The organism is Arsukibacterium sp. MJ3, from assembly GCF_000987765.1.
Taxonomy (GTDB): Bacteria; Pseudomonadota; Gammaproteobacteria; order Enterobacterales; family Alteromonadaceae; genus Alishewanella.
In genome coordinates this window covers 246,963-269,786 of sequence record NZ_LAHP01000001.1, presented here as the reverse complement: position 1 = coordinate 269,786, position 22,824 = coordinate 246,963, and the positions used below count along the sequence as shown (strand labels likewise).

Genomic DNA, 22,824 nt, shown 5'->3' with positions numbered 1-22,824 from the left:
ACATTATAACCAAGAGTGCGCCATTACTATAGTGTGGATCACCGATATATCAGCTTTTTGCCAGTGGACAGACAAAATTTGCTGGTTTTAATGCCAATACATCGCAATCGAGCTGATCAATAAGATGCTCTGCCGTGTTACCAATAATGGCGGCAGAAAGGCCGGTGCGGCCAATGGTACCAATAACTACCATTTCAGCATCCAATTCTGTAGCTAAAAGTGGAATAATATCTTCCGGCATACCCTCGAGTACGTGAGTATGTTGTTCTGTCATTTCAAATTGTTTGGCCAGCTGCTCGACAGCGTTTTCGTGATGGTCGCGCATGGCACTGTTGTATTGTTGTGGATTAAATTCCGGAATTTCAATGGCAATATTTACTGGTGTTCCCGGAAAGGCATTTACCAGATGGACCTGACCTTTAAGTACTTCAGCCATTGCTGTTGCAGTAGTAATAACGCGCTGATTCAACGATTGATGATGCTCTTGCTCGCTACCAGCATTGACCGCGGCAATAATGTTACCGTTATCCGGCCATTCATGTTCTTTTACCAGTAATACGGCGCAGGGGCATTTGCGTAAAATATGCCAGTCTGTCGGAGTGAAAATCATCGATTTTAAAATATCGTGGTTGTGCGTGCCTTTGATGACTAAATCATAGCCATGTTCTAATACGGCGTGCACAATGGCTTCGAATGGCCGGTTATGCCACACCACTTTTAATTCAATATCGATCCCTTGGTATCTGGCATCACTGATGAGCTCACTAACCCATAGCTCGCGGTCATGGATCACTGCCTGGCGCATCGATTCACGCTCATCACCGGATAACATCGTGGTCATCTCATAAGAAAAGTCGTAAATCGACAAAAATGCGGTTAATTTACACGGTTGTTTTCGTGCTAATTCCAGTGCCCGATTTAAGGCTTTTTGCTGGTCAACAGTTGGGTCTAACACTACTAACACATTACTGAACATTGCCATATCACACTCCCTGTTTATTTTCTTATGTTAACTGTAGCAGGAAAAAGTATAGTCAATAAAAAAACTGTGAGGTCTCTGTTTGTGCTACATCAATAAAATTAGCAATTGCCGGCTATTTGTTGCAACACTGCCGGATTAGTGATGCTGATAAGTTTGCCATCGACGTTGATCAGCTGTTCTTTATGCAGTTTACTTAATAACCGACTAATAGTTTCTACCGTTAAACCAAGATAGTTACCAATATCACTGCGGGTCATTGATAGTCGAAAGGCTTTATCAGAAAAGCCCCGGCTACCAAACCGCTGAGCCAGATGATTTAAGAATGTTGCCAATTTTTGCTCAGCAGTCTTTCGATTCAATAATAACAACATTTGCTGATCTGCCTGAATGTCCTGGCTCATCAGACGCATCATTTGCTGTCGTAGTTTTGGTAATTGGTCAAGTAACGACTCGAGATTGGCATAAGGTATTTCACACACCATACCGGTTTCCAGCGCTTCGGCATAACTGTTATGGTGTTCGGTATTAATGGCATCGAAGCCGATTACGTCTCCTGGCAAATGAAAACCAGTGATTTGTTGCTCACCTTGCTCGGTAAGAGTGAAAGTTTTAAATGAGCCTGTCCGAATAGCAAACAACGCTTTTAACGGCATGGCGCTTTCAAATAACATATCACCTTTATGCAGTGGTTTTTTACGTTGAATAATGTCATCGAGCCGGCTAAGTTCCTGCTCATTTAATGAAAAAGGTAAGCATAACTGGCTAAAGCCGCAATCCTGGCAGTTAATCACTGAGCGTTGCATGGTTACGATCCTCTATTGTCCCGGTAATTACTGATAGAGCTTAAAAAACAAGTCTTTGTAAAGCAAGGTATATCGTATAAACACCATAAATAGCTAAGATGCTGGCAGCACTATAACGAACTGCCGGCAGGTTTTTAAGCTTACTTAAGCTGTTGGCTAAGCTGCCAAAACTGATAATAGCGGGCAGGGTACCTAAACCAAAAAACAACATAATGAGTGCCCCTTGGCTGGCACTGCCACTGGCTAAGCTCCAACCTAACGTGGAGTAAACCAGACCACAAGGCAGCCAACCCCAGCATAAACCATACATATAGGCTTTAGGCAGACTATTAAGCGGCATTACTTTTTGACTTAACGGTCTAACCACTGACCATAAACGCTGACCACCGCGCTCAAGTGCGGTAAGGCCAAACCAAAGCCTGGCGATATACAGTGCCATCATTAGCAGCAATATGCCGGCAAATAAGCGTAACCACAGTAAAGATATACCCGCCAATGCCATGGCTTGCACCCCAAAATAACCGACCAGCGCCCCAAGCAATGCATACGTGGTTAATCGTCCCAGACTTAGCAGCAATTGCATACACAGTTTCCAGGCAACACTGCGATCGGGTAACGACAGTTGTAATGCGGCAACAATGCCACCGCACATCACAATGCAATGGCTACTACCAAGAAAACCAATCAGTAGCGCCGCCAGTAAGTCAGCACTCATTTATCGGGCTTATCTTGATTATCTTCGTCAAACAAAATGCTAAAACCTTCTTTATCAAGATCTTCAAATTGTTTGCTACGAACGGCCCAGAAAAAAATGGCCAAACCAAGCATCACAAATAAAATGGCAATAGGAATTAGGACGTAAATAATACTCATTTTTTAATTAGCCTAAGCGAGTTTGATACCACCAGCAATGAACTGAAAGACATACCTAGTACCGCAATATAAGGTGATACCAGACCAGCAACGGCCAGTGGAATAATAATTAGATTATAGCCGACCGCCCAGGCTAGGTTTTGTTTAATGACTTTAGCCGCCAGTTTGCCAGCGGCGATAAGGGTTGCCAGTAAACGGATATCGGGTTGTAACATAACAACATCAGCCTGATTTTTAGATAAATCAGCACCAGATTCTACTGCAACAGAGATATGTGCCGCATTAAAACCCGGGCTGTCATTAATGCCATCACCAATCATCAACACCTTATGGCCACTGGCTACCAGCTGATTAATGGCCTCAACCTTTTGGGTTGGTGTGCAATCTTGCTGCATAAAATCCAATTGCAATTGTGCAGCTAATTCGGCCGCCTGACCAGAGCTATCGCCGGTTAACATACCAACCCGAAAGCCCTGTAGCTGTAAATTGGCAACTAATTCTGCTGCACCAGGGCGCAGCACATCAGCCAGGGTAATCGCTGCCAGCAGCTGCTGGTTAAGTAATACAAATACATTGGCTTTATTATTACGTGTCTGCTGGTGCAGCGGCACTTCACAATAGGCAGCACTACCTACTTTTAGCTGCTGTCCCTGCCAGGTTGCACTGATGCCATGGCCAACACTGATAATAACATTAGTTAACGGTAGACTGTGTTGTAAATAGCCTTTGAATGCTCTGGCGATCGGATGCTCCGAGCTTTGCTCCAGATTGGCGATCACATTAAGCAATTCTGACTCATTAAGTGCTACCGAAGCCAAAGACGTGAGGTGTTCAATGTTGGCAATACTAAAGCGGCCCTCGGTTAAGGTTCCGGTTTTATCGAAAATAATGTGGCTAAGCTCGGGCAGCGTTTCCAAGGCCTGCGCATTTTTTACCAATATCCCTTTGCGGTTAAGCTGCGCTAAGGCGCAGGTAATAGCGGTAGGTGTCGCCAGGCTTAACGCACAGGGGCAGGTGGCGACAAGTACAGATAAGGTTACCCAAAATGCCCGCTCAGGATCAAGCCAGAAATACCACAAGGCAAAGGTAGCTGCGGCAATGAGCAGCAGTCGTTCAACAAAATAACGAGCCAGTTTATCAGTTTTTTCGACTAGCCGCGGTTTTGTTTGTAAGGTGTGCTGTTGCAGTTGGATAATTTGCCCTAAGCGGGAATGGGCCAAAGCACTACTGACCGTAATAGTCAGTAAACCATCGTGGTTAATACTGCCGGCCAGCACCGTATCACCTGGTTGGCGACTAATAGCCGTATATTCACCAGTGAGCATTGATTCGTCTACCGTACTATTTCCAGACAGTACTACGCCATCTGCAGGCAGTGTTTCGCCGGGTTTTACGAGTATAGTGTTACCCGGGCTTAGACGACGGGCCGATACAGTATGTTGCTGATCATTCTGCAACAAGGTTGCGGTAACGGGCATAATTTTCAGTAAATTACTGGTGGCATCACGTGCTTGTGCCCGAGCCCGATATTCAAAAAACTTACCCAGTTGTAGTAAAAACGTAAACATACACACTGATTCAAAATAAACTTCGCCGGTTTGCATCACGGTGGCATAAGCGGAAGCAAAAAAGGTGTAATAAATGGCCAGACTTACCGGTACATCCATATTAAGCTGTCGTGCTTTAATACTGCGCCAGCCACTACTAACAAAAGGTAGGGCGGCATACAACACCACTGGCAGCGTTAGCAGCATACTGATCCAGCGTAAATAACCTTCGTGCGATTGATCTATGCCACTGTATTCGCCAAAATATAAGCCAAAAGCCAGCATCATCACCTGCATGGTCATAATGCCGGATACTGCCAGCCGTTTTAGATAACGGTTAAGCTCTGCTTTAAACAGACTTTCCTGTTCATCAGCGACAAAAGGACTGGCCTGGTAACCAAGCCGGTTAATCAGCAACAAAATTTCACTAAGCGGTAATTGCTCTGGTTGCCAACAAAGCAGGGCACGTTGAGTAGAAGAATTAATACTTATTTTGGCAATAGCGGGCTGTTTGTTAAGTTGTTTTTCAATTAACCAGGCACAGGCTGCGCAGCTCATATTGCTAACAGACAATTCAATTTCAGTTAAATTTTCGCGCTTATTACTAATATCAGCTAATACCTCAGCACTGTCGTATTGTTGCAGGCTAGCTTGTAATTCACTCGGCACAAGTTCGGCTTTGGCGGCAGCTTCTGTTCGAAACTTATAATAATCGCCAAGCCCACTGTCGATAATGGTTTGAGCAACGGCTTGACAGCCAGCGCAACAAAACATGGCTTGCTGGCCATTAAGAGTTAACTGGAAGGTGTCGCCTGTCAGCACCGATAGCTGACAATGAAAGCAGGATGGTTTAACCAAAGTCGCCTCAGTCAGTAACCTAGTTTCAATTCTTGCTCAGCCGGCAAAGTAAACGTGGCTCGCAACTTCCATTCAGTACTGTTATCAGACACATTCAAGCGCCACTTCCCCGTTGGCGTGATAGGTAGGGTAGCAACATACAACAACTGGCCGCTGCGCTGGGCATCAACTGCAAAATCCTGAGCTGCCAGAGTAGGGTGATAAAAATCCAGATGAACAGAGTCATCTAATACTGCATTTTCAGCAAAACGAACTACTGCCCGGTTGCCAGCAATCAGCACGGTGGCGTTAAGATTACGAAGTTCCGCTTCACGGTACTTTGCCAGTTTCAAGTTAATACTTTTTCCTGCCTGATAATAATCATCAACAACCAAATCGGGTCGTTGTTGATTCATTAATACCACGGCATATATCGCTCGTAATGCGGTCACTACCGGTATGGCAATAAGGATCCAGGGCCACATTTGTTTGTACCAGGGTTTTGTATCCAGCTGCATAATTTCCTCGTTGTTAATAACACTAAGCCCCGTAAAGGGGCTTAGTGTTATCTGGCTTATATCGACAGCCAGTAAGGGTTAACGTTTGTCTTCGGGGTTAGATAGCCGGTACACATAAGCGGTAATTATATGTACTTTATCCTTACCCAGTGTGTCCTGAAATGCAGGCATAACACCGTAGCGGCCATTTATTAGTGTTTGTTCAATTGCACCAGCAGAACCACCATATAACCAAATATTATCGGTCAGGTTTGGTGCCCCAAACGGTAAATTGTGCGCCACACTGCCTTTACCGTCTGCACCATGACACGCTGCACACATACCGAACTTCGCTTTACCGGCAGTAGCATCTTTATCATTTACAGCCCGACCCGACAAACTTAATACGTAGGCCGTCATTTCTTTAATACCTTGATCGCCCAGTGCAGCCTGCCAGCCGGGCATTGCAGCTCTGCGGCCATATAACAAGGTTTCTTTAATTTTGTCAGTTGTGCCACCGTACAGCCAGTCATCATCAGTTAGGTTTGGATAGCCACGTTGTCCTCTGGCGTCCGAGCCGTGACAAACAGCACAGTTTTGTAAATATAAGCGTTGGCCAATTTTTAACGCCGCAGGATCGTAGGCTAAATCTAATACATCACGTTGGGCAAATTGCTGAAACACCGGGCCATAAATTTCTTCTGCTGTTTGGTTTTCAACATCTAACTGCACGTACTTGCCATCAGCTTTGGCTTGTTCAACTGCTGCCCGAGACTCGGCCAGATTTTTAATACCCTGATTAGAGCTGGTCCAGTTTAAAAAACCAGGCCAATTACCTAGTCCCGGATAGGCTGCCAGATAAAAAACCGACCAAATTAGGGTGGCATAAAACATATAGGTCCACCACTTTGGCAACGGGTTATTGATTTCTTCTAACCCATCAACAATGTGCCCGGTAGTTTCATCTTCTGCTACACCAACATAGTTAGTTAAATTCCAGCGCAGCAAAATAAAGCAGCCGATAAGCACCGGTAACGTTAACACGATGATCCAAGCACTCCAAAAGCTACTCATGATCTGACTCCCGTTTGATTTTTTTATCCTTCGATTCTGGTTCGTCGTCAAATACCAGGTTGGCTGCTTCGTCAAAATCTTTCTTACGTTGTTTACTGTAAGCCCAGATAACGAAAGCGACAAAGCCGACGAACAAAATCACGGTTAACACGCTGTGAACTGTTGCAAATTCCATAATGATTACTTCAAGGCCGTGCCCAATGATTGCAGATATGCAATCAGGGCTTCCATTTCAGTTTTACCCTTTACTGCATCAACAGCGCCGGCGATGTCCTCATCGGTATAAGGCACGCCAAAACCACGGAAGATTTCAAGTTTACGGGTGGTGTATTTTCCATCAAGGATGTTACTGTCTAACCACGGATAACCAGGCATATTAGACTGTGGCACCACAGAGCGTGGATCCATTAAATGCGCATAGTGCCAGTCGTCACTGTAACGTTGACCTACCCGGGCTAAATCTGGCCCGGTACGTTTTGAGCCCCATAAAAATGGATGTTCCCAAACGCTTTCTCCTGCCACCGAGTAGTGACCGTAACGTTCAACTTCAGCTCTAAAAGGACGAATCATCTGGCTATGGCAGTTAGTACAACCTTCACGGATAAAAACGTCCCTGCCTTCCATCTGTAATGCCGTATAAGGTTTCATACCGTCAATGGGCTGCTTGGTTTCATCCATAAACATCAATGGGGTAATTTGTACCAAGGTACCAAAGCTAATGGCGATAACGGTAAAAATACCCAGTAAGCCAACACTTTTCTCTATTTTTTCATGATGATTTTTCGACATGCTCTACCCCTTATGCCGCTACTGGCATAGCTTGTGCCACTTCATCTTTACTACGGACAGTTTTGTAAACGTTGTAAGCCATAATCAGCATACCTGCCACCACGAAAACGCCGCCAATAAAGCGCATTAGATAGAACGGCATAGACGCTTCCAAGCTTTGTACGAAACTGTAGGTCAAGGTGCCGTCGGTGTTTACCGCACGCCACATCATGCCCTGCATAATACCTGATATCCACATGGCGACGATGTAAAGTACTACGCCAATAGTATGTAACCAAAAGTGGGTATTAATGAGTTTGGTGCTATACATGCCAACCTTGTTGTAAACCACCGGTATTAGATGATACATGGCGCCGATAGAAATCATCGCTACCCAGCCCAAGGCACCAGAGTGCACATGACCAATGGTCCAGTCAGTATAATGTGACAGGGCATTTACTGATTTAATGGCCATCATCGGCCCTTCAAAGGTAGACATGCCGTAGAAAGATAACGATACAATCAAAAAGCGCAGGATAGGGTCTGTTTTCAGTTTATGCCAGGCACCTGATAACGTCATAATGCCATTGATCATACCACCCCAGCTGGGTACAAATAATATGATAGACATCACCATGCCTAACGATTGTGTCCAGTCTGGTAACGCCGTGTAATGTAAGTGGTGTGGACCGGCCCAGATATACAGCGCAATAAGTGCCCAAAAGTGCACAATAGATAAACGATAAGAGTATACCGGTCGGCCAGCTTGTTTTGGTACAAAATAATACATCATGCCCAAAAAGCCAGCGGTTAGCAGGAAGCCTACTGCATTGTGGCCATACCACCACTGCACCATGGCATCTACTGCACCAGCGTAAATAGAATAAGATTTAAATAAGTTAAGAGGAACTACCATGCTGTTAACAATGTGCAGTGCCGCTACAGTAATGATAAAACCACCATAGAACCAATTAGCAACATAAATGTGGCTGGTTTTACGCTTTACCAGGGTGCCAAAGAACACAATAGCAAACGAAATCCACACTACCGTCAGTAAAATGTCAATTGGCCATTCTAGTTCAGCATATTCTTTACTCTGGCTCATACCCATGGGCAAGGTAATAGCAGCGGCAACAATAATGGTTTGCCAGCCCCAGAAAGTGAACATGGCCAACTTTTCAGCAAATAGCCGGGTTTGGCAGGTACGTTGCACCACATAGTAACAGGTAGCAAACAGTGCACTGGTACCAAATGCAAATATTACTGCGTTGGTATGTAATGGCCGCAAGCGACTGTAAGTCAGCCAAGGAATGTCAAAATTTAATGCCGGCCAGTAAAGCTGGGCTGCGAGTAATAAGCCCACCACCATACCAACAATACCCCATAATACGGTAGTGATGGCAAAGAGGCGGACAACGCTATAGTTGTATTCAACATTTAACGATTTGGTTTGGATCATGTTGAGTTCCGCTGCAGTTATGCTGGTTACTGAAATCCACCTAAAGGTGGCCTTGGTTATTATAAAGTGGACAGCTAACAACAAGTTTACATTGCAGCTGCAGTCACTAAATTATGGACGAAATGATACGTTTTTTACCCTTAAAAAGATAGATTTACTCACTCATTTTATGACGTAGAACAAAGTTGCTGTTCAATAAATAATCGATTGTAACCGTTACTTGGCCATAATACGTAAAAGTAGGTACACTATAATTTTATTGAGGCTGTAATCAAGCAAATGCAAAAATTGTTCTGTGTCGTTTTTAGTGTATTGGTGCTTGCCGCTTGTCAGCCAAGGCAAATCGACACCAGCAGTCGTATTCTCTATCAGCAAAGCAACCTTATTATCACCTTAACACCGGCGGATGCTCCTGTCGAAACACCGTTAAGTTTGCAGATTAGCAGTGACCAGCCGGTCGAAATAATTAGTGCTGACTTAACCGGTATTAGTATGTATATGGGGCGCATTCCATTGCGTTTTCAAAAGCTAATTACGCCAGCAACGCTTGTGCAAGAGCAATGGCAGGCCGATTTTTTACTTGGCGCTTGTAGCGATCCTGCCATGTTGTGGCAACTGAAGTTGACGGTACTGTTGGCCGATGGCACAAAACTTTCGATAAATGAGCAGTTTAAATCAAGTTGGTAATTAGCGTATTTAAAAACTTGTCAGCAGTATAAAAATTAGTCAGTATGAATAGGGCAAACAGACAGCTACTAACACATTAGAGGCTAGCAAAAATGACCAGCGATTTTGTTCGAAATATTCACTTAGCTACCGCCCAACAATTAAGAGAGCAAGGTGTTGATTTATATGGAATTGTAGAGCATTTTGAAAGTGTGTTTATACCGCAGAACGAATTGCCTGAACTGCTAGGCAAGTTAGGATATCAGCAACAGGATTTAAAACAGTTTTTACACTCTCGATTGTAATGCTAAAGATGATAATGCCTAAAGGCTGAAAGGACTATTTAAAGTCCTTCTTAATGCTTAATTAAATGGCGTTGTTAGAAAGAAAATAGCGTTTGCTTTAAACTTAACGTACGACCAATACTATTATCCAACATTGCTGTTTCAACACAGACAAATTCGGTAAAGCCGTTATCAGCCATGTCTGGCAACGCAATACTTTTTTGCTGCCACGGATTCCAGATCACGCTGGCATCATGCCCTTGTTGCTGGATATGTAGCTGTTTTTGCTCATCGATAAGGTGTAACTGGTTAGCCGTGTTGTAATAAATGCGATCAGTTTCTGCTATAAAACGGGCTTCGCTACTGTTGCTGTGTTGCCTAGTATTACTTACTTTATCGTAATACTGTGCGCTTAAACCGGTTACCCGGCTTTGTGCTACATTATTTATTCGAAAATAACTGTGCAATGCAGCTTGTTGATACAGGGGCGTATCGCATTCCAGTTGCATGCTTAACTGGCTGGCGGTAAGCGTTACCGTCAGGGTTAATGTTACAGGCTTAAATACTTGCGCTGAATTTGGCCAGAGCGGCGCAGGAATATTTACCACTTCAATCGCTAGGGTTACGCTAACTGCTTTAGCATTACTTTGGCGTTTGCGGCATTGCCATAACCGGTTTCGGACCAAGCCATGGTTTGGCAGTGCCTGCTGTGAAGGGGTAGACTGGGTAACAGTGCTGTTAGCCGGCCCAAACCAAGGCCAGCATATTGGTACGCCACCGCGAATAGCCGCGCCATTGTGCCAGTTTGCCAACTCAGACAACCAGATATGCTCTATTGCCGGCTTACTTTGGTAAGACAGTAATTGGCCACCATATAACGACACTACAGCACTGGCCGGGCCTATCTGCAATTTTATACAGGGTAAGTCGCTTAGCTTGGCAAAGCCAGTCTGGCTAATGACTTTAGATTGTCCTGTTTCCAATATTAAGGTCTGCTTTTTAGTGATTAAACATTAACTGACTGACATTAGCTGCACCACATTATCCAGCATCCGGTTACTAAAACCCCATTCATTGTCATACCACGACAGCACTTTTACCAGCCTGCCGTTAACCCGGGTTTCTGTGGCATCAAATATAGATGACATGGGGTTATGGTTAAAGTCTATTGAGACTAATGGCAAATCGTTTACTGCTAATACCCGATTCATTGGGCTTTTAGCGGCGGCAGCACGAATAATGTTGTTAACTTCTTCAATGCTGGTATTGCGGCCGGCAATAAAGGTTAAGTCAACTAACGACACGTTAAGCGTAGGTACCCGCACGGCTAAGCCGTCAAATTTACCTTTTAATTCCGGCACCACTAAACCTACCGCCGCTGCAGCGCCGGTTTTTGTTGGGATCATGGACATCGCCGCCGCCCGGGCCCGGCGCACATCAGTATGGTAGACATCATTTAAGCGCTGATCATTAGTATAGGCATGAATGGTAGTCATTAAACCTGACTCAATACCCAGTGCGTCAGATAACGGCTTGGCAATGGGCGCCAAACAGTTAGTCGTACAGGACGCATTAGAAATAATGCTCATTTCTTTGGTAAGGATCTGATGGTTTACGCCAAATACTATGGTGGCATCGACATCCTTGCCGGGTGCAGAAATAATTACTTTTTTCGCGCCAGCCGTTAAGTGAGCGCCAGCCGTTTTGCGATCAGTAAATAAGCCGGTACACTCTAATACAACATCAACTTGTAAATCTGCCCAGGGCAGTTCCGCCGGATTTCGAATACTTAAGGTTTTAATCTGATCGTTGTTAACATAAATAGCATGCTCGTCATGCGTGACTGTAGCAGCAAAAATTCCGTGTGCAGTGTCATATTTTAACAGGTGAGCATTAATAGCCGCGTCGCCTAAGTCATTAATGGCAACAATTTTAATGTCGTAATCTTGAGTGCTTTCATATAAAGCACGTAACACATTGCGGCCGATACGACCAAAGCCATTAATGGCAACCCGAATAGACATAGAGACTCCACAGTTAAATGTACAAGCGTTAGACTGAAAACGTATTCAACTAACAATTTGTAGTAAAATTACATTATTGTGGGCTTTTTTCAAGTTTAAAACGCTATTTAATTGCTTTGTTGTAATTTAATAACGTAAATTGTTTTGGTGTTACTTTGAATTTTCACAGTAACATGGTGCCAACTGACTGTTGTATATAAGGAAGAAAAAATGGATGCCGCGCTGCTAGCTGAATTGGTTGCTTTTTCAGGTATTGAGACTGAGTTTAATGATGCCTGGGGTAACCCCACTCAAGTTGCTGTTGCCGATCAGTTAGCCTTGCTGGCCGCTCAAGGTTTTAATATTGCCGATGATGCCGCCGCAAGCGCCGAACTGACTGAACGGCAACTGGATTTCTGGCAGCTCATTTTAGCGCCGGTGTCGGTACAGCTTCAAGGTGAACCACTAATTGTTGAGATGCAAGTACCATTAGCACTGGCCAATACTGTTTTTGAGTTTGTGTTACTTACCGAGCAGGGCATACGTTATCAATTTAATGCGGAGGCGGTTGCCGGCGAGTTGGTGCAGGTGGCGTTGCTTGGCGATGACGAGTATCACCAATACCGGCATGTGCTCGATTACGCATTGGTAACGGGTTATCACACGTTAACGCTAACGTGCCCTGACACTGATTTTAGCTTTGAACAGCGTTTAATTATCAGCCCTGGCCAGTGTTTTCAGCCTGAGCAGTTTAGCCAGCACAAGCAGTGGGGTGTATCCGTGCAGTTGTATGGTTTGCGTTCAGCAAACAACTGGGGCATTGGTGATTTTAGTGATTTAAGCACCTTGGTAAGTTATCTGGCAGCGCAGGGGGCTGATTTTGTTGGTTTAAACCCCATTCACGCGTTGTATCCGGCTATACCGGAGAATGCCAGCCCCTATAGCCCGTCATCCCGGCGCTGGCTGAATATTATGTATATTGATGTCAGTGCGATGCCAGGTTTTACAAAGTGCAGCAAAACGCAAAGCCTGGTCAAAACGCCAGAATTTAATAGTGCGTTAGCCGAGCAACGCCAGCGCGATTGGGTCGATTACCGTGGCGTAATGCAACTAAAACTGCCAGTAATGCACTATTTGTATCAATGGTTTGTGCAGCATTGTGGCCAAGAAGCCCATTTAGCAGCCGAATTTGCTGAATTTAAAGCAGAGGGCGGTGAGAGCTTGCAGCAACTGGCGTTATATGATGCTTTACATGCTTATCTTATTGCGCTGGATAGTCAGTATTGGGGCTGGCCAAACTGGCCTGAACAATATCGCAGTCCACAAAGTGACGCTGTTGCCAGCTTTGCGGCGGAGCATAAGTTACAGCTGGATTTTTATTGTTATTTACAGTTTATTGCACAGCATCAACTTAACGTTGTGCAACAACAAGCAAAAACCGCCGGTATGTTACTGGGGTTATACCGCGATTTAGCGGTTGGGGTCAGTGAGGCATCAACCGAAATATGGGGTAACAGCGATTTATACTGTCGCAATGCCAGTGTGGGCGCGCCACCCGATCCATTAGGCCCGGCCGGACAAAATTGGGGGCTGCCGCCAATGCAGCCTTATCAGTTATTTAGCCAGGCATATCAGCCAATGATCGATTTATTTCGAAGTAATATGCAGCATGCCGGCGCGCTACGTATCGACCATGTTATGGCGTTATTGCGTTTATGGTGGGTACCAAAAACGGCTGTCAATGCCGGTGGCGGTGCTTATGTCTACTATCCTATTATGGATTTGCTGGGTATTCTGGCATTGGAAAGTCAGCGTCAACAGGCAGTAATTATTGGTGAAGACTTAGGCACAGTGCCAGAGGGCATTCGTGATTTGCTGGTTGATTATGGTATCTACTCGTACCGGGTATTCTTTTTTGAAACGGCTGCCGATGGTGGCTTTATTTCACCAGCGCATTATCCGGTGCAAGCCATGGCAACCTTAAGTACTCACGATTTACCGACCTTAATAGGGTTTTGGCATTGTGAAGATTTAAAACTCGGTCAGCAACTGGGATTGTATAAAGATGATGAGCAACTTCAACATTTGTACCAGCAGCGACATACCAATAAACAGCGCATGCTTGATTCTCTGCACGGTCATGGTGTATTACCCGCTGATTATCCGCGTAGTGTCGATAATCTCGGCATGGATAGGACGCTTAACTATGCGCTGCAGTGTCATCTGGCGGCCGGGCGCAGCCAGTTGCTTTGCTTGCAGTTGGAAGATTGGCTGGAAATGGAGCAGCCTGTTAATGTACCCGGTACCAGCGATGAGTATCCTAACTGGCGGCGCAAATTAAGTTGTGAGCTGGAACAATGGACCACCAAAGCTCATATTCAACAGCTGTTAATAGCGCTCACTGCTGCGCGGGCCGGCTAACCCGATAAGCGGTTTAAAAATAATTTTTATAAAAGGACTGATACTATGACATTGGCGCAATTTAATCAGGCAAGCTGTGCTCATCCTTTTTCTTTATTGGGATGGCAAGCTAACAGCTATCACGCTAAAGGTACTGGTATGCTGCTTCGATGCTACTTGCCTCATGCACTTACCGTTGAAGCCTTTGACATAAAAAGTGGCAAAAGCCTGGGTAAACTGGAGCCACATTCAGACTACAGCGGGATATTCGAGTTAATAGTAGCGCGTAAACGCAAAGTTGCTGCATATTATTTAGACGTTACTGATGCACATGGCGCTTATCGCTGTATCGACCCTTACCAATTTCGTGAACAAGCTTATTATGCGGTGCATCATGTGCATACCCAACCTGAAAACCTATATCGTCAGCTTGGCGCCCAGCTAATATCTATTCAACTTGATGGCAGCAGACTGGCCGCTACCCGCTTTGCTGTTTATGCGCCCAGTGCCAGTAGCGTTGCATTAGTGGGCGACATGAACGGCTGGGATGGCCGTTGTCATCCGATGCAGCGCAGCGATTGTGGACATTGGGTACTGGTAATGCCAGAAGTGGCTAGCGGTGTGCGCTATAAATACGAAATTAAAGATAAACATGGCCAGGTATTGCCACACAAAGCTGATCCGATGGCCTTTTATGCGGAACAGTATCCATCGCATGCTTCCTTAGTGTACGACCAAAATCGTTATCAATGGCAGGATACGGCCTGGCGCGAGCGGTCAGCGATAAACCCTTATCAAAGTGCCATGAGTATTTACGAGCTGCATATCGGCAGTTGGCGGCGCAAAGAGGATAACCAGCCATTAAGTTACCCGGAGCTGGCCGAGCAACTTATTCCATATTTGCAAGACATGGGTTACACCCACCTTGAATTATTACCGGTAATGGAGCATCCGTTTGACGGCTCTTGGGGTTATCAACCACTGGGCTTGTTTGCACCCACTTCACGCTTTGGTGATCCGGATCAATTTAAAGCCTTCGTTGATGCCTGTCATCAGGCAGGTATTGCCGTGATCCTTGATTGGGTGCCAGCGCATTTTCCGGAAGATAGCCATGGCCTAGCCTTGTTCGACGGTAGCCCCTTATATGAATATGCCGATCCACGTCGTGGCTGGCATCCTGACTGGAACTCGTGTATTTATGACTATGGCAAAGATTATGTCAGACAATTTTTAGTCGCCAGCGCCTTGTATTGGCTGGAACATTTTCATATTGACGGCATTCGGGTTGATGCGGTGGCCTCGATGCTGTATTGGGATTATTCTCGTGATGAAGGCGATTGGGTACCGAATATTGATGGCGGTAACCACAACTATGAAGCCATTAGCCTGTTTAAGTGGCTAAACAGCGAGGTGTACAATAAATTTCCGCAGGCGATGACTATTGCCGAAGAATCTACCTCTTTTCCACAGGTATCGCGGCCGGTAGACAACGGCGGTCTAGGGTTTGGCTTTAAATGGAATATGGGCTGGATGAACGATAGCCTGCGCTATATCAGTAAAGATCCTTCTTATCGCAAATACCATCACAGCGATTTAACTTTTTCGATGGTATACGCTTATAACGAAAACTTTATTTTGCCACTTTCGCATGATGAAGTGGTTCACGGCAAAGGCAGTTTAATTAATAAAATGCCGGGTGATGAATGGCAACAGGCCGCTAACTTACGTACTTATATTGCTTTTATGTTTGCCCATCCGGGCAAAAAGCTGAACTTTATGGGTAATGAACTGGGCCAGAGCCGCGAGTGGAGCCATACCCGAAGCCTTGACTGGCATTTGTTGGCGTATCCGAAACATCAGGGTATTCAACAGCTATATCGTGATTTAAATCATATTTATCAGGGCATTGCAGCGTTGCATCAGTTGGACTATCAACAGCAGGGTTTTAGCTGGCTGGATCATAACGATTCTGAACACAGTACCCTGAGTTTTATTCGTCGTGATAGTAATGGTGATGCCATTTATATACTGGCAAACTTTACGCCGGTACCACGCGATAACTTTAGATTAGGGGTTGAACACCCCGGTGACTATGAGGTTATTGTTAATACCGACAGTGAATATTATTGGGGCGGTAACTATACGGTAGGCAGCTATTTACCAGCAGCAGCACCAGGCTGTCATGGTAAAGCTCAGGCTATTTGTTTAAATGTGCCACCACTAGCCTGTTTATATTTACGAAAAAAGGACAATAAGGCATGAGTAATGGTATCGCGAATACCGCGCCTTTGTTAAAAACGGTTGCCGGACACAGCAGCCCGCTGGGGCCGACTAACGTAGCAAAAAGCTGCTGGAATTTCGCAGTATTTGCCCCTGACGCTTCTGGCCTGACACTGTGTTTGTATCAGCCTGATACTGAAGAAATACTGGCAGAACTGCCTTTTAGTGCACGCACGGGCAGCATTTGGCACATGCAGGTAAGCGATATTAGCGAGGGTACGCTTTATGCCCTAAAAGCGGATGGTGTCAATAATAGTAGCGCTGGCCTTCGCTTTGACAATGCGCGGGTATTAATTGATCCGTATGCCCGAAAGTTAAACCGGGCCCAGGTATGGCAACGTGAGCAATACCAGCAAAAAAGCCATTTAGCCCTGGCGAAGGGTGTGCTGGATAATAATAATTTTGATTGGCAAAAGAGTGTAAAACCTAACATATCCCGCGAGAAAACGGTAATTTACGAAGCGCATGTTAAGGGGCTGACCATGCTGCACCCTGAGGTGCCTGAAGCACTGCGGGGCACCTATTTAGGTGTATGCCATGCCAGTGTTATTCATCATTTAAAGCAGCTCGGTATTACCACGTTACAGTTATTGCCAGTGGCAGCATTTATGGCAGAGCCACGATTAACCGGGCTGGGACTGACCAATTACTGGGGCTACAACCCGGTGAATTTTTTTGCTCCCGATCCACGTTATCAACTGGAAGATGCGGTTGCTGAATTTAAGCAAATGGTCCGAACTCTGCATCAGCATGGTATAGAAGTGATCCTGGATGTGGTGTTTAACCACAGTGCGGAAGCGGGCGACGATGGCCCGGTTCTGAGTTTTCGCGGCCTGGCAGATCGCCACTATTACTTGTTTCACAGTCATGCTGATATGGTCGATTATCAGAATTATTGTAATTTTACCGGCTGTGGCAATACCCTGAATATTGCTAACCCGGCAACTCAGCAATTAGTAATGGATGCGTTGCGTTACTGGTTAACCGAGATGCAAGTGGACGGCTTTCGCTTTGATTTAGCCGTAACGCTTGGTCGTGAAAACAAGCGTTTTAATCCTTTTGCCAGTTTTTTTCAGATTATTGCCCAAGATCCGGTGTTATCAAAGGCCAAACTGATTGCCGAACCTTGGGATGTCGGGCCTTTTGGTTATCATTTGGGGCAATTCCCAGCTAACTGGTCGGAACTTAATGATAAATGTCGTGATACCTTTCGCGCCTTCTGGCGGGGTGATAAGGGCGTGCTGGCCGAGTTTGCCACTCGCTTACTGGGGTCACGGGATATTTTTCAGAAACACCATAAGCCAGCCAGTTGTAGCGTAAATTATCTGACTTATCATGATGGTTTTACCTTAGAAGATGTCGTTAGTTATAGCGATAAACATAACGAGCAAAATGCTGAGCAAAACCGCGATGGTCACAGCCATAATTTAAGTTGTAACCATGGGGTGGAAGGTGCCAGCAACGACCCGCTTATTCTGGCTCGCCGTTATCAGCATAAACGTAATCTGGCCGCCACCTTGTTACTAAGCCAGGGCATAGTGCACTGGCTGGGTGGTGATGAGCTAAGCCATACTCAGGGTGGCAATAATAATGCGTACTGCCAGGATAATCCAATAAGCTGGTTAAATTGGCAACTTGACGGCCAGCAGCAGAAATTTTTGCAATTTGTCAGACAATTACTGCAACTGCGTAAAAAATACAGCTGTTTACAGCAAATTTCATTGCAGGATGATCACTATCAGCTGCATGGTGACAAACATCAGGTATGTTGGTTTTTAGCTGATGGTACAGAAAAACAACAACATGACTGGCATGATCCTGAGCGGGCAATTTGTATTTTCCGCATCACGCACCGGCAAAGTGGCAAGGCCTTATTATTTGTGTTTAATGGCGCCGAGCAATCGGTGGCGTTAACCCTGCCAGCCAGGGGCTGGTTTCGGTTGTTTGATACCGCGCACAATGATGGTTTGGCGACTAAAAACAGCGATGCCGAAAGCGACTATTTACAAGCCGCTCATAGCATTTCGGTTTGGCAATAATGGTGACAGTGACTATGGCAATAGGTTTACAGTTGGTTTTCCCTTATAATATGCGCCACTTTGTGAGCCTGTTATTGGCTTAGCAACCCTCAGTAAAGGATCGTTAAATGACAGATACAGCGCCACTTTGTGACATCGGTTTTGTTGGAGCCGGCGTGATGGGGAAAAACCTGATATTAAACCTTGCCGACAATGGCTACCGGGTAGCGGCCTTCGATTTAGACCATCATAAACTGGAAGCCGTAATGGCACAGGATAAAGCCGAGCGCGGCAACAAGCCCGCTAGAGTTATTGGTTGCAGCTCGTACACCGAGTTATTGTCGCGATTATCTGCACCGCATTTAATTGTGTTGTCGGTGCCGGCTGGCAAGCCGGTAGACGACATTTGCCACAAGCTTATCGATGCTGGCATTCAGGCAGACGATATTATTGTTGATACCGGCAACAGCTTATGGACCGACACCGTTGCGCGCGAAAAACAGTACGAAGGAAAGTTTATTTTCTTCTCTACCGCGGTATCGGGTGGCGAAGTAGGCGCCCGGTTTGGCCCTTCATTAATGCCCAGTGGCGACCCTTATGCCTGGACGCGCATTAAACCGTTATGGCAAGCTATTGCGGCCAAAGTAGACCCCGCTACGGGTAAACCGATTGAACGTTTTGAACCTGGCAATCCGGTAACCGAAGGCGAGCCGTGTGCCACCTATATTGGCCCAAGCGGCTCAGGCCATTACGTAAAAATGGTACACAATGGTATTGAATATGCCGATATGCAGCTTATTTGTGAAGCCTATCAGGTTATGCGTGACGTTTTAGGCATGACTGCCGCTGACATTGCCGGGGTATTTAAACAATGGAACGACGGTAAACTACACAGCTATTTAATTGGCATTAGTGCTGAAGTACTGGCGACCAAAGACTCAGAAACTGGATTGCCATTGGTCGACGTGATAATGGATAAAGCCGGCCAGAAAGGCACTGGCTTGTGGACTGCAGTGAGCAGTTTACAGCTGGGTAGCCCGTCACCGACTATTGCTGAGGCGGTATATGCCCGCTCGATATCAGCACTGAAACACGAGCGGATAAAAGCGGCCACTGTATTGGCGGGGCCGGCGCAGAACTTGATTTCTGCCGAGCAAAAAGACGAAATTATTCAGGCGCTGCATGATGCCTTATACTGCGCAAAAATTTGTGTTTATGCGCAGGGTTTTCATTTAATGAAAACCGCTGCAGATGAACATGGCTGGCAGCTTAACTTTGCTGAAATTGCGAAAATCTGGCGGGCTGGTTGTATTATTCGGGCGGTATTTTTGCAATCGATAACGGAAGCTTATGAGCGCAACGATGAGCTGGAAAACCTGTTACTCGACCCCTTTTTTGCCAAGCAAATTTCGGTGTATCAGCATAATTGGCGTAAAGCGGTAGCCAACGCCACGTTAGCCGGTATTCCGGTAGCGGCGCTAAGTTCAGCACTGAGTTACTACGACTCGTATCGCACGGCAGTATTACCGGCGAATTTATTACAGGGCCAGCGTGATTATTTTGGCGCCCACACCTTTGAGCGCACCGACAAAGCCAAAGGCAAAATGTTCCATGTAGACTGGAGTAATCCGGCCAGACCAATGGTGAAAGTAAAATGACTATGCTGCACAGTTTTAATAAAAACAGTATCAATAAAATTGGTACACCTGGCACCGCCAGTAGCACCAAAGTACTACTATTAGGTGCCGGTGAGCTGGGCAAAGAGCTGTGTATTGAACTTAAGCGCTATGGCTGCGAAGTTATTGCGGTAGACCGTTACCCCAACGCTCCGGCTATGCAGGTGGCCGATAAAGCGGTGGTGATGTCGATGCTGGATAACGCTGCACTGCGCCAGCTGGTGATTAGCGAAAAGCCGGCTTTAATAGTGCCCGAGTTGGAAGCCATTGCTACCTCAGTGCTGATTGAGCTGGAAGACTGCGGTTTTAATGTGGTGCCAAGCGCCAAAGCAGTAAACCTAACCATGAACCGCGAGGGTATTCGCCGCCTGGCAGCAGATGAGCTAAAACTTGACACCTCACCCTTTCAGTTTGCCAGTGATAAAGCCAGCTTTATTGCGGCGGTTAATGCCATTGGCTACCCTTGTGTGGTTAAACCGATTATGTCGTCTTCCGGTAAAGGCCAAAGCATACTGCGTGACGCGGCAGAGGTTGACGCGGCCTGGTTGCATGCACAAGAAGGTGGCCGTGCCGGCAAGGGCAGGGTTATCGTAGAAGGCTTTATCGACTTTGACTACGAAATTACCTTATTAACCATTAATTCGCTCAGCGGCATTCAATATTGTGCGCCTATTGGCCATCGCCAGGAAAAGGGCGATTACCGAGAAAGCTGGCAGCCGCAACCCATGAGCGACAACGCCTTGGCCAGTGCTAAACACTACGCCAAAACTGTGGTAGAGGCCTTAGGTGGCCGTGGCTTATTTGGCGTTGAATTGTTTATTAAAGGCGATAAGGTGTATTTCTCGGAAGTATCGCCGCGGCCACACGATACCGGCATGGTCACCCTTATTTCACAGCAGTTAAGCGAATTTGCACTGCATGCCCGGGCAATTTTAGGCTTGCCAATACCCCACATTAAGCAATACGGCCCGGCCGCTTCAGCGGTGTTACTGGTTCCCGGTAACAGCGCCGATATTCAATATCAGGGCCTGGCAGCAGCATTAAGCGAACCCGATACCGAACTGCGTATTTTTGGTAAGCCAGAAGTACAGGGCGAGCGTCGCATGGGCGTGGCTTTAGCGCTAAGCGATACGGTAGCAGATGCCACCGAGAAAGCCTTAAAGGTAATCAGCCAGTTAAAAGTGACGCTAAAATAAGGCTTAACACTAAAATATCGAATATGAACATTAAACAACAACGTCTTAACGCCACTGAAAAAGAAATAGTAATAGCCGGTATCGTTGCTGTTCCCGGCACCTTGCTGTTTGCTGTGGGGTAGCTATAAATTGTTAACATTACTGCGCAAAAAAGCGCAATTGCTTAAATTGCCGGGCTGAAAAAGTAGAAAATATAAGGTAGTGAAACAGCGGTTAGCACAACTTTTGGTCAGTTAGCTGATGAGCCTACGTTCTGTATAGAGAGACGACATGAGACAATTTTTAATTGCTTTGATATTCCAATCGCGCAAGGGTTATCTGGTTCTCGTTTTGTCTGAGTTTCACTCTGTTTAGGAAGCCACTAACGTGCTAATTTCTCCGCTAACTTTGCTACCGGTTAATGTACTGCAAATCAGTGTTATTTGCTGCAGTGTGATTATGGCGGCAATGATCTGGCCACAACCGCGGTTACGCGGTTTGGTGTTACTGCTTGGTATGAATGGCATGCTGATGCTCTTCAACCTGCTGGAAGAAACCGGTGTTAGCCGCCATATCCTTATGGTGACGCCGGTTTTTAGCTTGTTACTTGGGCCGGTTTTCTATTTATTGGTTCGTCAGTTGGTTTTTGCTAAAGCGCAGCTGTATTGGCGGGATTGCAGCCATGCTGCTTTTGCTCTGCTGTTGCTGCCGCTGGCTGGACAAGTACAACTGGTATTAGCATTGGGTACTGTTAGTCAACTAGGGTATTTAGCAGTTGCCGCGCGCCTATTGTGGTGCTACCAGCAAACGCTGCGCGCTGAGCGCTCCGACGCAGACCGATTGGGGCTGCAGTGGCTAATTTGGCTGCTATTGGCGTTGGGTAGTTTGGCGCTACTGGATTTAATTCGCTTGAACCTGCAACCTTACCTGCCTTATATATTTAGAAATCAATGGTATTTTGGGCATCAGCTGTTAAGTTTTGCGTTGATTTTCCTGCTGGTAATGCGCGCCAGCAGGCAGCAGGATTTTTTTGATGGGCTTGATACGACAACGGTGGCAACTGAACACAGCGCAGCTGGAACAGATCCTCAAGCTCAGGCTGTTTTTCTACAACTGGCTGACTTGATTGCCCAGCGGCAATTGTATTTACAGCCGCGGCTGGCGGTGGCCGATCTGGCTAAGCTTACCGGCTTAGGCAGTAAAGATGTGTCCTGGGCTATTAATCAGGGTGCAGGCATTAGTTTTTGTGATTACATTAATCAGCTAAGATTAGCAGAGGTGCAGCGACAACTGCAGCTACCTGGTGGCAAAACTATTTTAGAAATTGCATTTGCCTCTGGTTTTAATGCCAAATCTACTTTCAATGCGCTGTTTAAAGCCAGTACCGGGCTAACCCCCAGCCAATATCAGCATCAGCAGGTACAAAATCCGGATCCCGGACGAATACAAACAGCAACCCCGCCAAAGTGATCGCAGTTTTCT

Annotated in this window: 20 protein-coding genes; 8 read left to right on the top strand and 12 right to left on the bottom strand. The window is 45.9% G+C overall.

Features of this window, described 5'->3' with window-relative positions; all coding sequences use genetic code 11:
- Positions 1-49 precede the first annotated feature (49 nt).
- From uspE to ccoN, 10 genes are all read right to left on the bottom strand, one after another.
- Positions 50-982, bottom strand: coding sequence for a universal stress protein UspE (uspE, locus tag VT06_RS01185; RefSeq protein ID WP_046552414.1), 933 nt, complete (start codon positions 980-982; stop codon positions 50-52).
- Positions 983-1,080: 98 nt separating this feature from the next.
- On the bottom strand, positions 1,081-1,785 hold the full coding sequence (fnr, locus tag VT06_RS01180) for a fumarate/nitrate reduction transcriptional regulator Fnr (protein WP_046552413.1): 705 nt from the start codon (positions 1,783-1,785) through the stop codon (positions 1,081-1,083).
- A 40-nt stretch (positions 1,786-1,825) separates the two neighbouring features.
- Complete coding sequence (locus tag VT06_RS01175; protein ID WP_046552412.1) at positions 1,826-2,500, bottom strand: sulfite exporter TauE/SafE family protein; 675 nt, start codon at positions 2,498-2,500, stop codon at positions 1,826-1,828.
- A complete protein-coding gene (gene ccoS, locus VT06_RS01170; protein ID WP_046552411.1) occupies positions 2,497-2,658 on the bottom strand; it encodes a cbb3-type cytochrome oxidase assembly protein CcoS in 162 nt (53 codons plus the stop codon). The genes VT06_RS01175 and ccoS overlap by 4 nt, the downstream gene beginning before the upstream one ends.
- Positions 2,655-5,063 carry a heavy metal translocating P-type ATPase gene (locus VT06_RS01165; protein ID WP_046552410.1) on the bottom strand — a complete coding sequence of 803 codons (2,409 nt, stop codon included), beginning with the start codon at positions 5,061-5,063 and terminating at the stop codon, positions 2,655-2,657. The genes ccoS and VT06_RS01165 overlap by 4 nt, the downstream gene beginning before the upstream one ends.
- Positions 5,064-5,074: 11 nt before the next feature.
- A complete protein-coding gene (locus VT06_RS01160) occupies positions 5,075-5,560 on the bottom strand; it encodes a FixH family protein (RefSeq protein ID WP_046552409.1) in 486 nt (161 codons plus the stop codon).
- A 78-nt stretch (positions 5,561-5,638) separates the two neighbouring features.
- The gene (gene ccoP, locus VT06_RS01155) at positions 5,639-6,613 is read right to left on the bottom strand and encodes a cytochrome-c oxidase, cbb3-type subunit III (RefSeq protein ID WP_046552408.1); all 975 of its coding nucleotides are present in this window, start codon (positions 6,611-6,613) and stop codon (positions 5,639-5,641) included.
- Positions 6,606-6,788 (bottom strand): cbb3-type cytochrome c oxidase subunit 3, encoded by a 183-nt coding sequence (locus VT06_RS01150; RefSeq protein WP_046552407.1) that lies wholly within the window; start codon positions 6,786-6,788, stop codon positions 6,606-6,608. Before VT06_RS01150 ends, ccoP begins: the two co-directional genes overlap by 8 nt.
- Positions 6,789-6,793: 5 nt before the next feature.
- Positions 6,794-7,402: a cytochrome-c oxidase, cbb3-type subunit II gene (gene ccoO / locus VT06_RS01145; protein ID WP_046552406.1), complete on the bottom strand. Its 609-nt coding sequence runs from the start codon at positions 7,400-7,402 to the stop codon at positions 6,794-6,796.
- 10 nt (positions 7,403-7,412) lie between these two features.
- Entirely contained in the window at positions 7,413-8,840 is a 1,428-nt protein-coding gene (gene ccoN, locus VT06_RS01140) for a cytochrome-c oxidase, cbb3-type subunit I (protein ID WP_046552405.1), read from the bottom strand.
- 279 nt (positions 8,841-9,119) lie between these two features.
- Here ccoN and VT06_RS01130 point away from each other — a divergent pair, with 279 nt between their 5' ends.
- Positions 9,120-9,527, top strand: a complete 408-nt coding sequence (locus VT06_RS01130) for a hypothetical protein (RefSeq protein WP_052750125.1) — start codon at positions 9,120-9,122, stop codon at positions 9,525-9,527.
- A 92-nt stretch (positions 9,528-9,619) separates the two neighbouring features.
- Positions 9,620-9,811, top strand: a complete 192-nt coding sequence (locus tag VT06_RS01125) for a hypothetical protein (RefSeq protein ID WP_046552402.1) — start codon at positions 9,620-9,622, stop codon at positions 9,809-9,811.
- Positions 9,812-9,885: 74 nt separating this feature from the next.
- Here the strand turns inward: VT06_RS01125 and VT06_RS01120 are convergent, their stop codons facing one another.
- On the bottom strand, positions 9,886-10,773 hold the full coding sequence (locus tag VT06_RS01120; protein ID WP_046552401.1) for a D-hexose-6-phosphate mutarotase: 888 nt from the start codon (positions 10,771-10,773) through the stop codon (positions 9,886-9,888).
- A gap of 30 nt (positions 10,774-10,803) precedes the next feature.
- Positions 10,804-11,814, bottom strand: coding sequence for a type I glyceraldehyde-3-phosphate dehydrogenase (gene gap, locus VT06_RS01115; protein WP_046552400.1), 1,011 nt, complete (start codon positions 11,812-11,814; stop codon positions 10,804-10,806).
- Between the two features lie 210 nt (positions 11,815-12,024).
- On the opposite strand from gap, the gene malQ reads away from it, so the two are divergent.
- The 6 genes from malQ to VT06_RS01085 all read left to right on the top strand — a co-directional run bounded on the left by malQ (position 12,025) and on the right by VT06_RS01085 (position 22,812).
- A complete protein-coding gene (gene malQ, locus VT06_RS01110; RefSeq protein ID WP_046552399.1) occupies positions 12,025-14,214 on the top strand; it encodes a 4-alpha-glucanotransferase in 2,190 nt (729 codons plus the stop codon).
- 45 nt (positions 14,215-14,259) lie between these two features.
- Positions 14,260-16,455 (top strand): 1,4-alpha-glucan branching protein GlgB, encoded by a 2,196-nt coding sequence (glgB, locus tag VT06_RS01105; protein WP_052750124.1) that lies wholly within the window; start codon positions 14,260-14,262, stop codon positions 16,453-16,455.
- Positions 16,452-18,512 (top strand): glycogen debranching protein GlgX, encoded by a 2,061-nt coding sequence (gene glgX, locus VT06_RS01100; protein ID WP_152658956.1) that lies wholly within the window; start codon positions 16,452-16,454, stop codon positions 18,510-18,512. Before glgB ends, glgX begins: the two co-directional genes overlap by 4 nt.
- Positions 18,513-18,619: 107 nt before the next feature.
- Entirely contained in the window at positions 18,620-20,149 is a 1,530-nt protein-coding gene (gene gndA / locus VT06_RS01095) for an NADP-dependent phosphogluconate dehydrogenase (RefSeq protein ID WP_046552398.1), read from the top strand.
- Complete coding sequence (gene purT / locus VT06_RS01090; RefSeq protein WP_235357311.1) at positions 20,146-21,363, top strand: formate-dependent phosphoribosylglycinamide formyltransferase; 1,218 nt, start codon at positions 20,146-20,148, stop codon at positions 21,361-21,363. Before gndA ends, purT begins: the two co-directional genes overlap by 4 nt.
- Positions 21,364-21,729: 366 nt before the next feature.
- Positions 21,730-22,812, top strand: coding sequence for an AraC family transcriptional regulator (locus VT06_RS01085; RefSeq protein WP_046552397.1), 1,083 nt, complete (start codon positions 21,730-21,732; stop codon positions 22,810-22,812).
- Positions 22,813-22,824: the final 12 nt, after the last annotated feature.

Excerpts from the sequence above, each read along its gene's own strand:
- fnr (WP_046552413.1), bottom strand. The coding sequence starts at position 1,785 with ATGCAACGCTCAGTGATTAACTGCCAGGATTGCGGCTTTAGCCAGTTA.
- ccoN (WP_046552405.1), bottom strand. The coding sequence starts at position 8,840 with ATGATCCAAACCAAATCGTTAAATGTTGAATACAACTATAGCGTTGTC.
- VT06_RS01160 (WP_046552409.1), bottom strand. The coding sequence starts at position 5,560 with ATGCAGCTGGATACAAAACCCTGGTACAAACAAATGTGGCCCTGGATC.
- ccoP (WP_046552408.1), bottom strand. The coding sequence starts at position 6,613 with ATGAGTAGCTTTTGGAGTGCTTGGATCATCGTGTTAACGTTACCGGTG.
- malQ (WP_046552399.1), top strand. The coding sequence starts at position 12,025 with ATGGATGCCGCGCTGCTAGCTGAATTGGTTGCTTTTTCAGGTATTGAG.
- gap (WP_046552400.1), bottom strand. The coding sequence starts at position 11,814 with ATGTCTATTCGGGTTGCCATTAATGGCTTTGGTCGTATCGGCCGCAAT.
- VT06_RS01130 (WP_052750125.1), top strand. The coding sequence starts at position 9,120 with ATGCAAAAATTGTTCTGTGTCGTTTTTAGTGTATTGGTGCTTGCCGCT.
- ccoS (WP_046552411.1), bottom strand. The coding sequence starts at position 2,658 with ATGAGTATTATTTACGTCCTAATTCCTATTGCCATTTTATTTGTGATG.
- uspE (WP_046552414.1), bottom strand. The coding sequence starts at position 982 with ATGGCAATGTTCAGTAATGTGTTAGTAGTGTTAGACCCAACTGTTGAC.
- ccoO (WP_046552406.1), bottom strand. The coding sequence starts at position 7,402 with ATGTCGAAAAATCATCATGAAAAAATAGAGAAAAGTGTTGGCTTACTG.
- VT06_RS01175 (WP_046552412.1), bottom strand. The coding sequence starts at position 2,500 with ATGAGTGCTGACTTACTGGCGGCGCTACTGATTGGTTTTCTTGGTAGT.
- VT06_RS01125 (WP_046552402.1), top strand. The coding sequence starts at position 9,620 with ATGACCAGCGATTTTGTTCGAAATATTCACTTAGCTACCGCCCAACAA.
- purT (WP_235357311.1), top strand. The coding sequence starts at position 20,146 with ATGACTATGCTGCACAGTTTTAATAAAAACAGTATCAATAAAATTGGT.
- glgB (WP_052750124.1), top strand. The coding sequence starts at position 14,260 with ATGACATTGGCGCAATTTAATCAGGCAAGCTGTGCTCATCCTTTTTCT.
- glgX (WP_152658956.1), top strand. The coding sequence starts at position 16,452 with ATGAGTAATGGTATCGCGAATACCGCGCCTTTGTTAAAAACGGTTGCC.
- gndA (WP_046552398.1), top strand. The coding sequence starts at position 18,620 with ATGACAGATACAGCGCCACTTTGTGACATCGGTTTTGTTGGAGCCGGC.
- VT06_RS01150 (WP_046552407.1), bottom strand. The coding sequence starts at position 6,788 with ATGGAATTTGCAACAGTTCACAGCGTGTTAACCGTGATTTTGTTCGTC.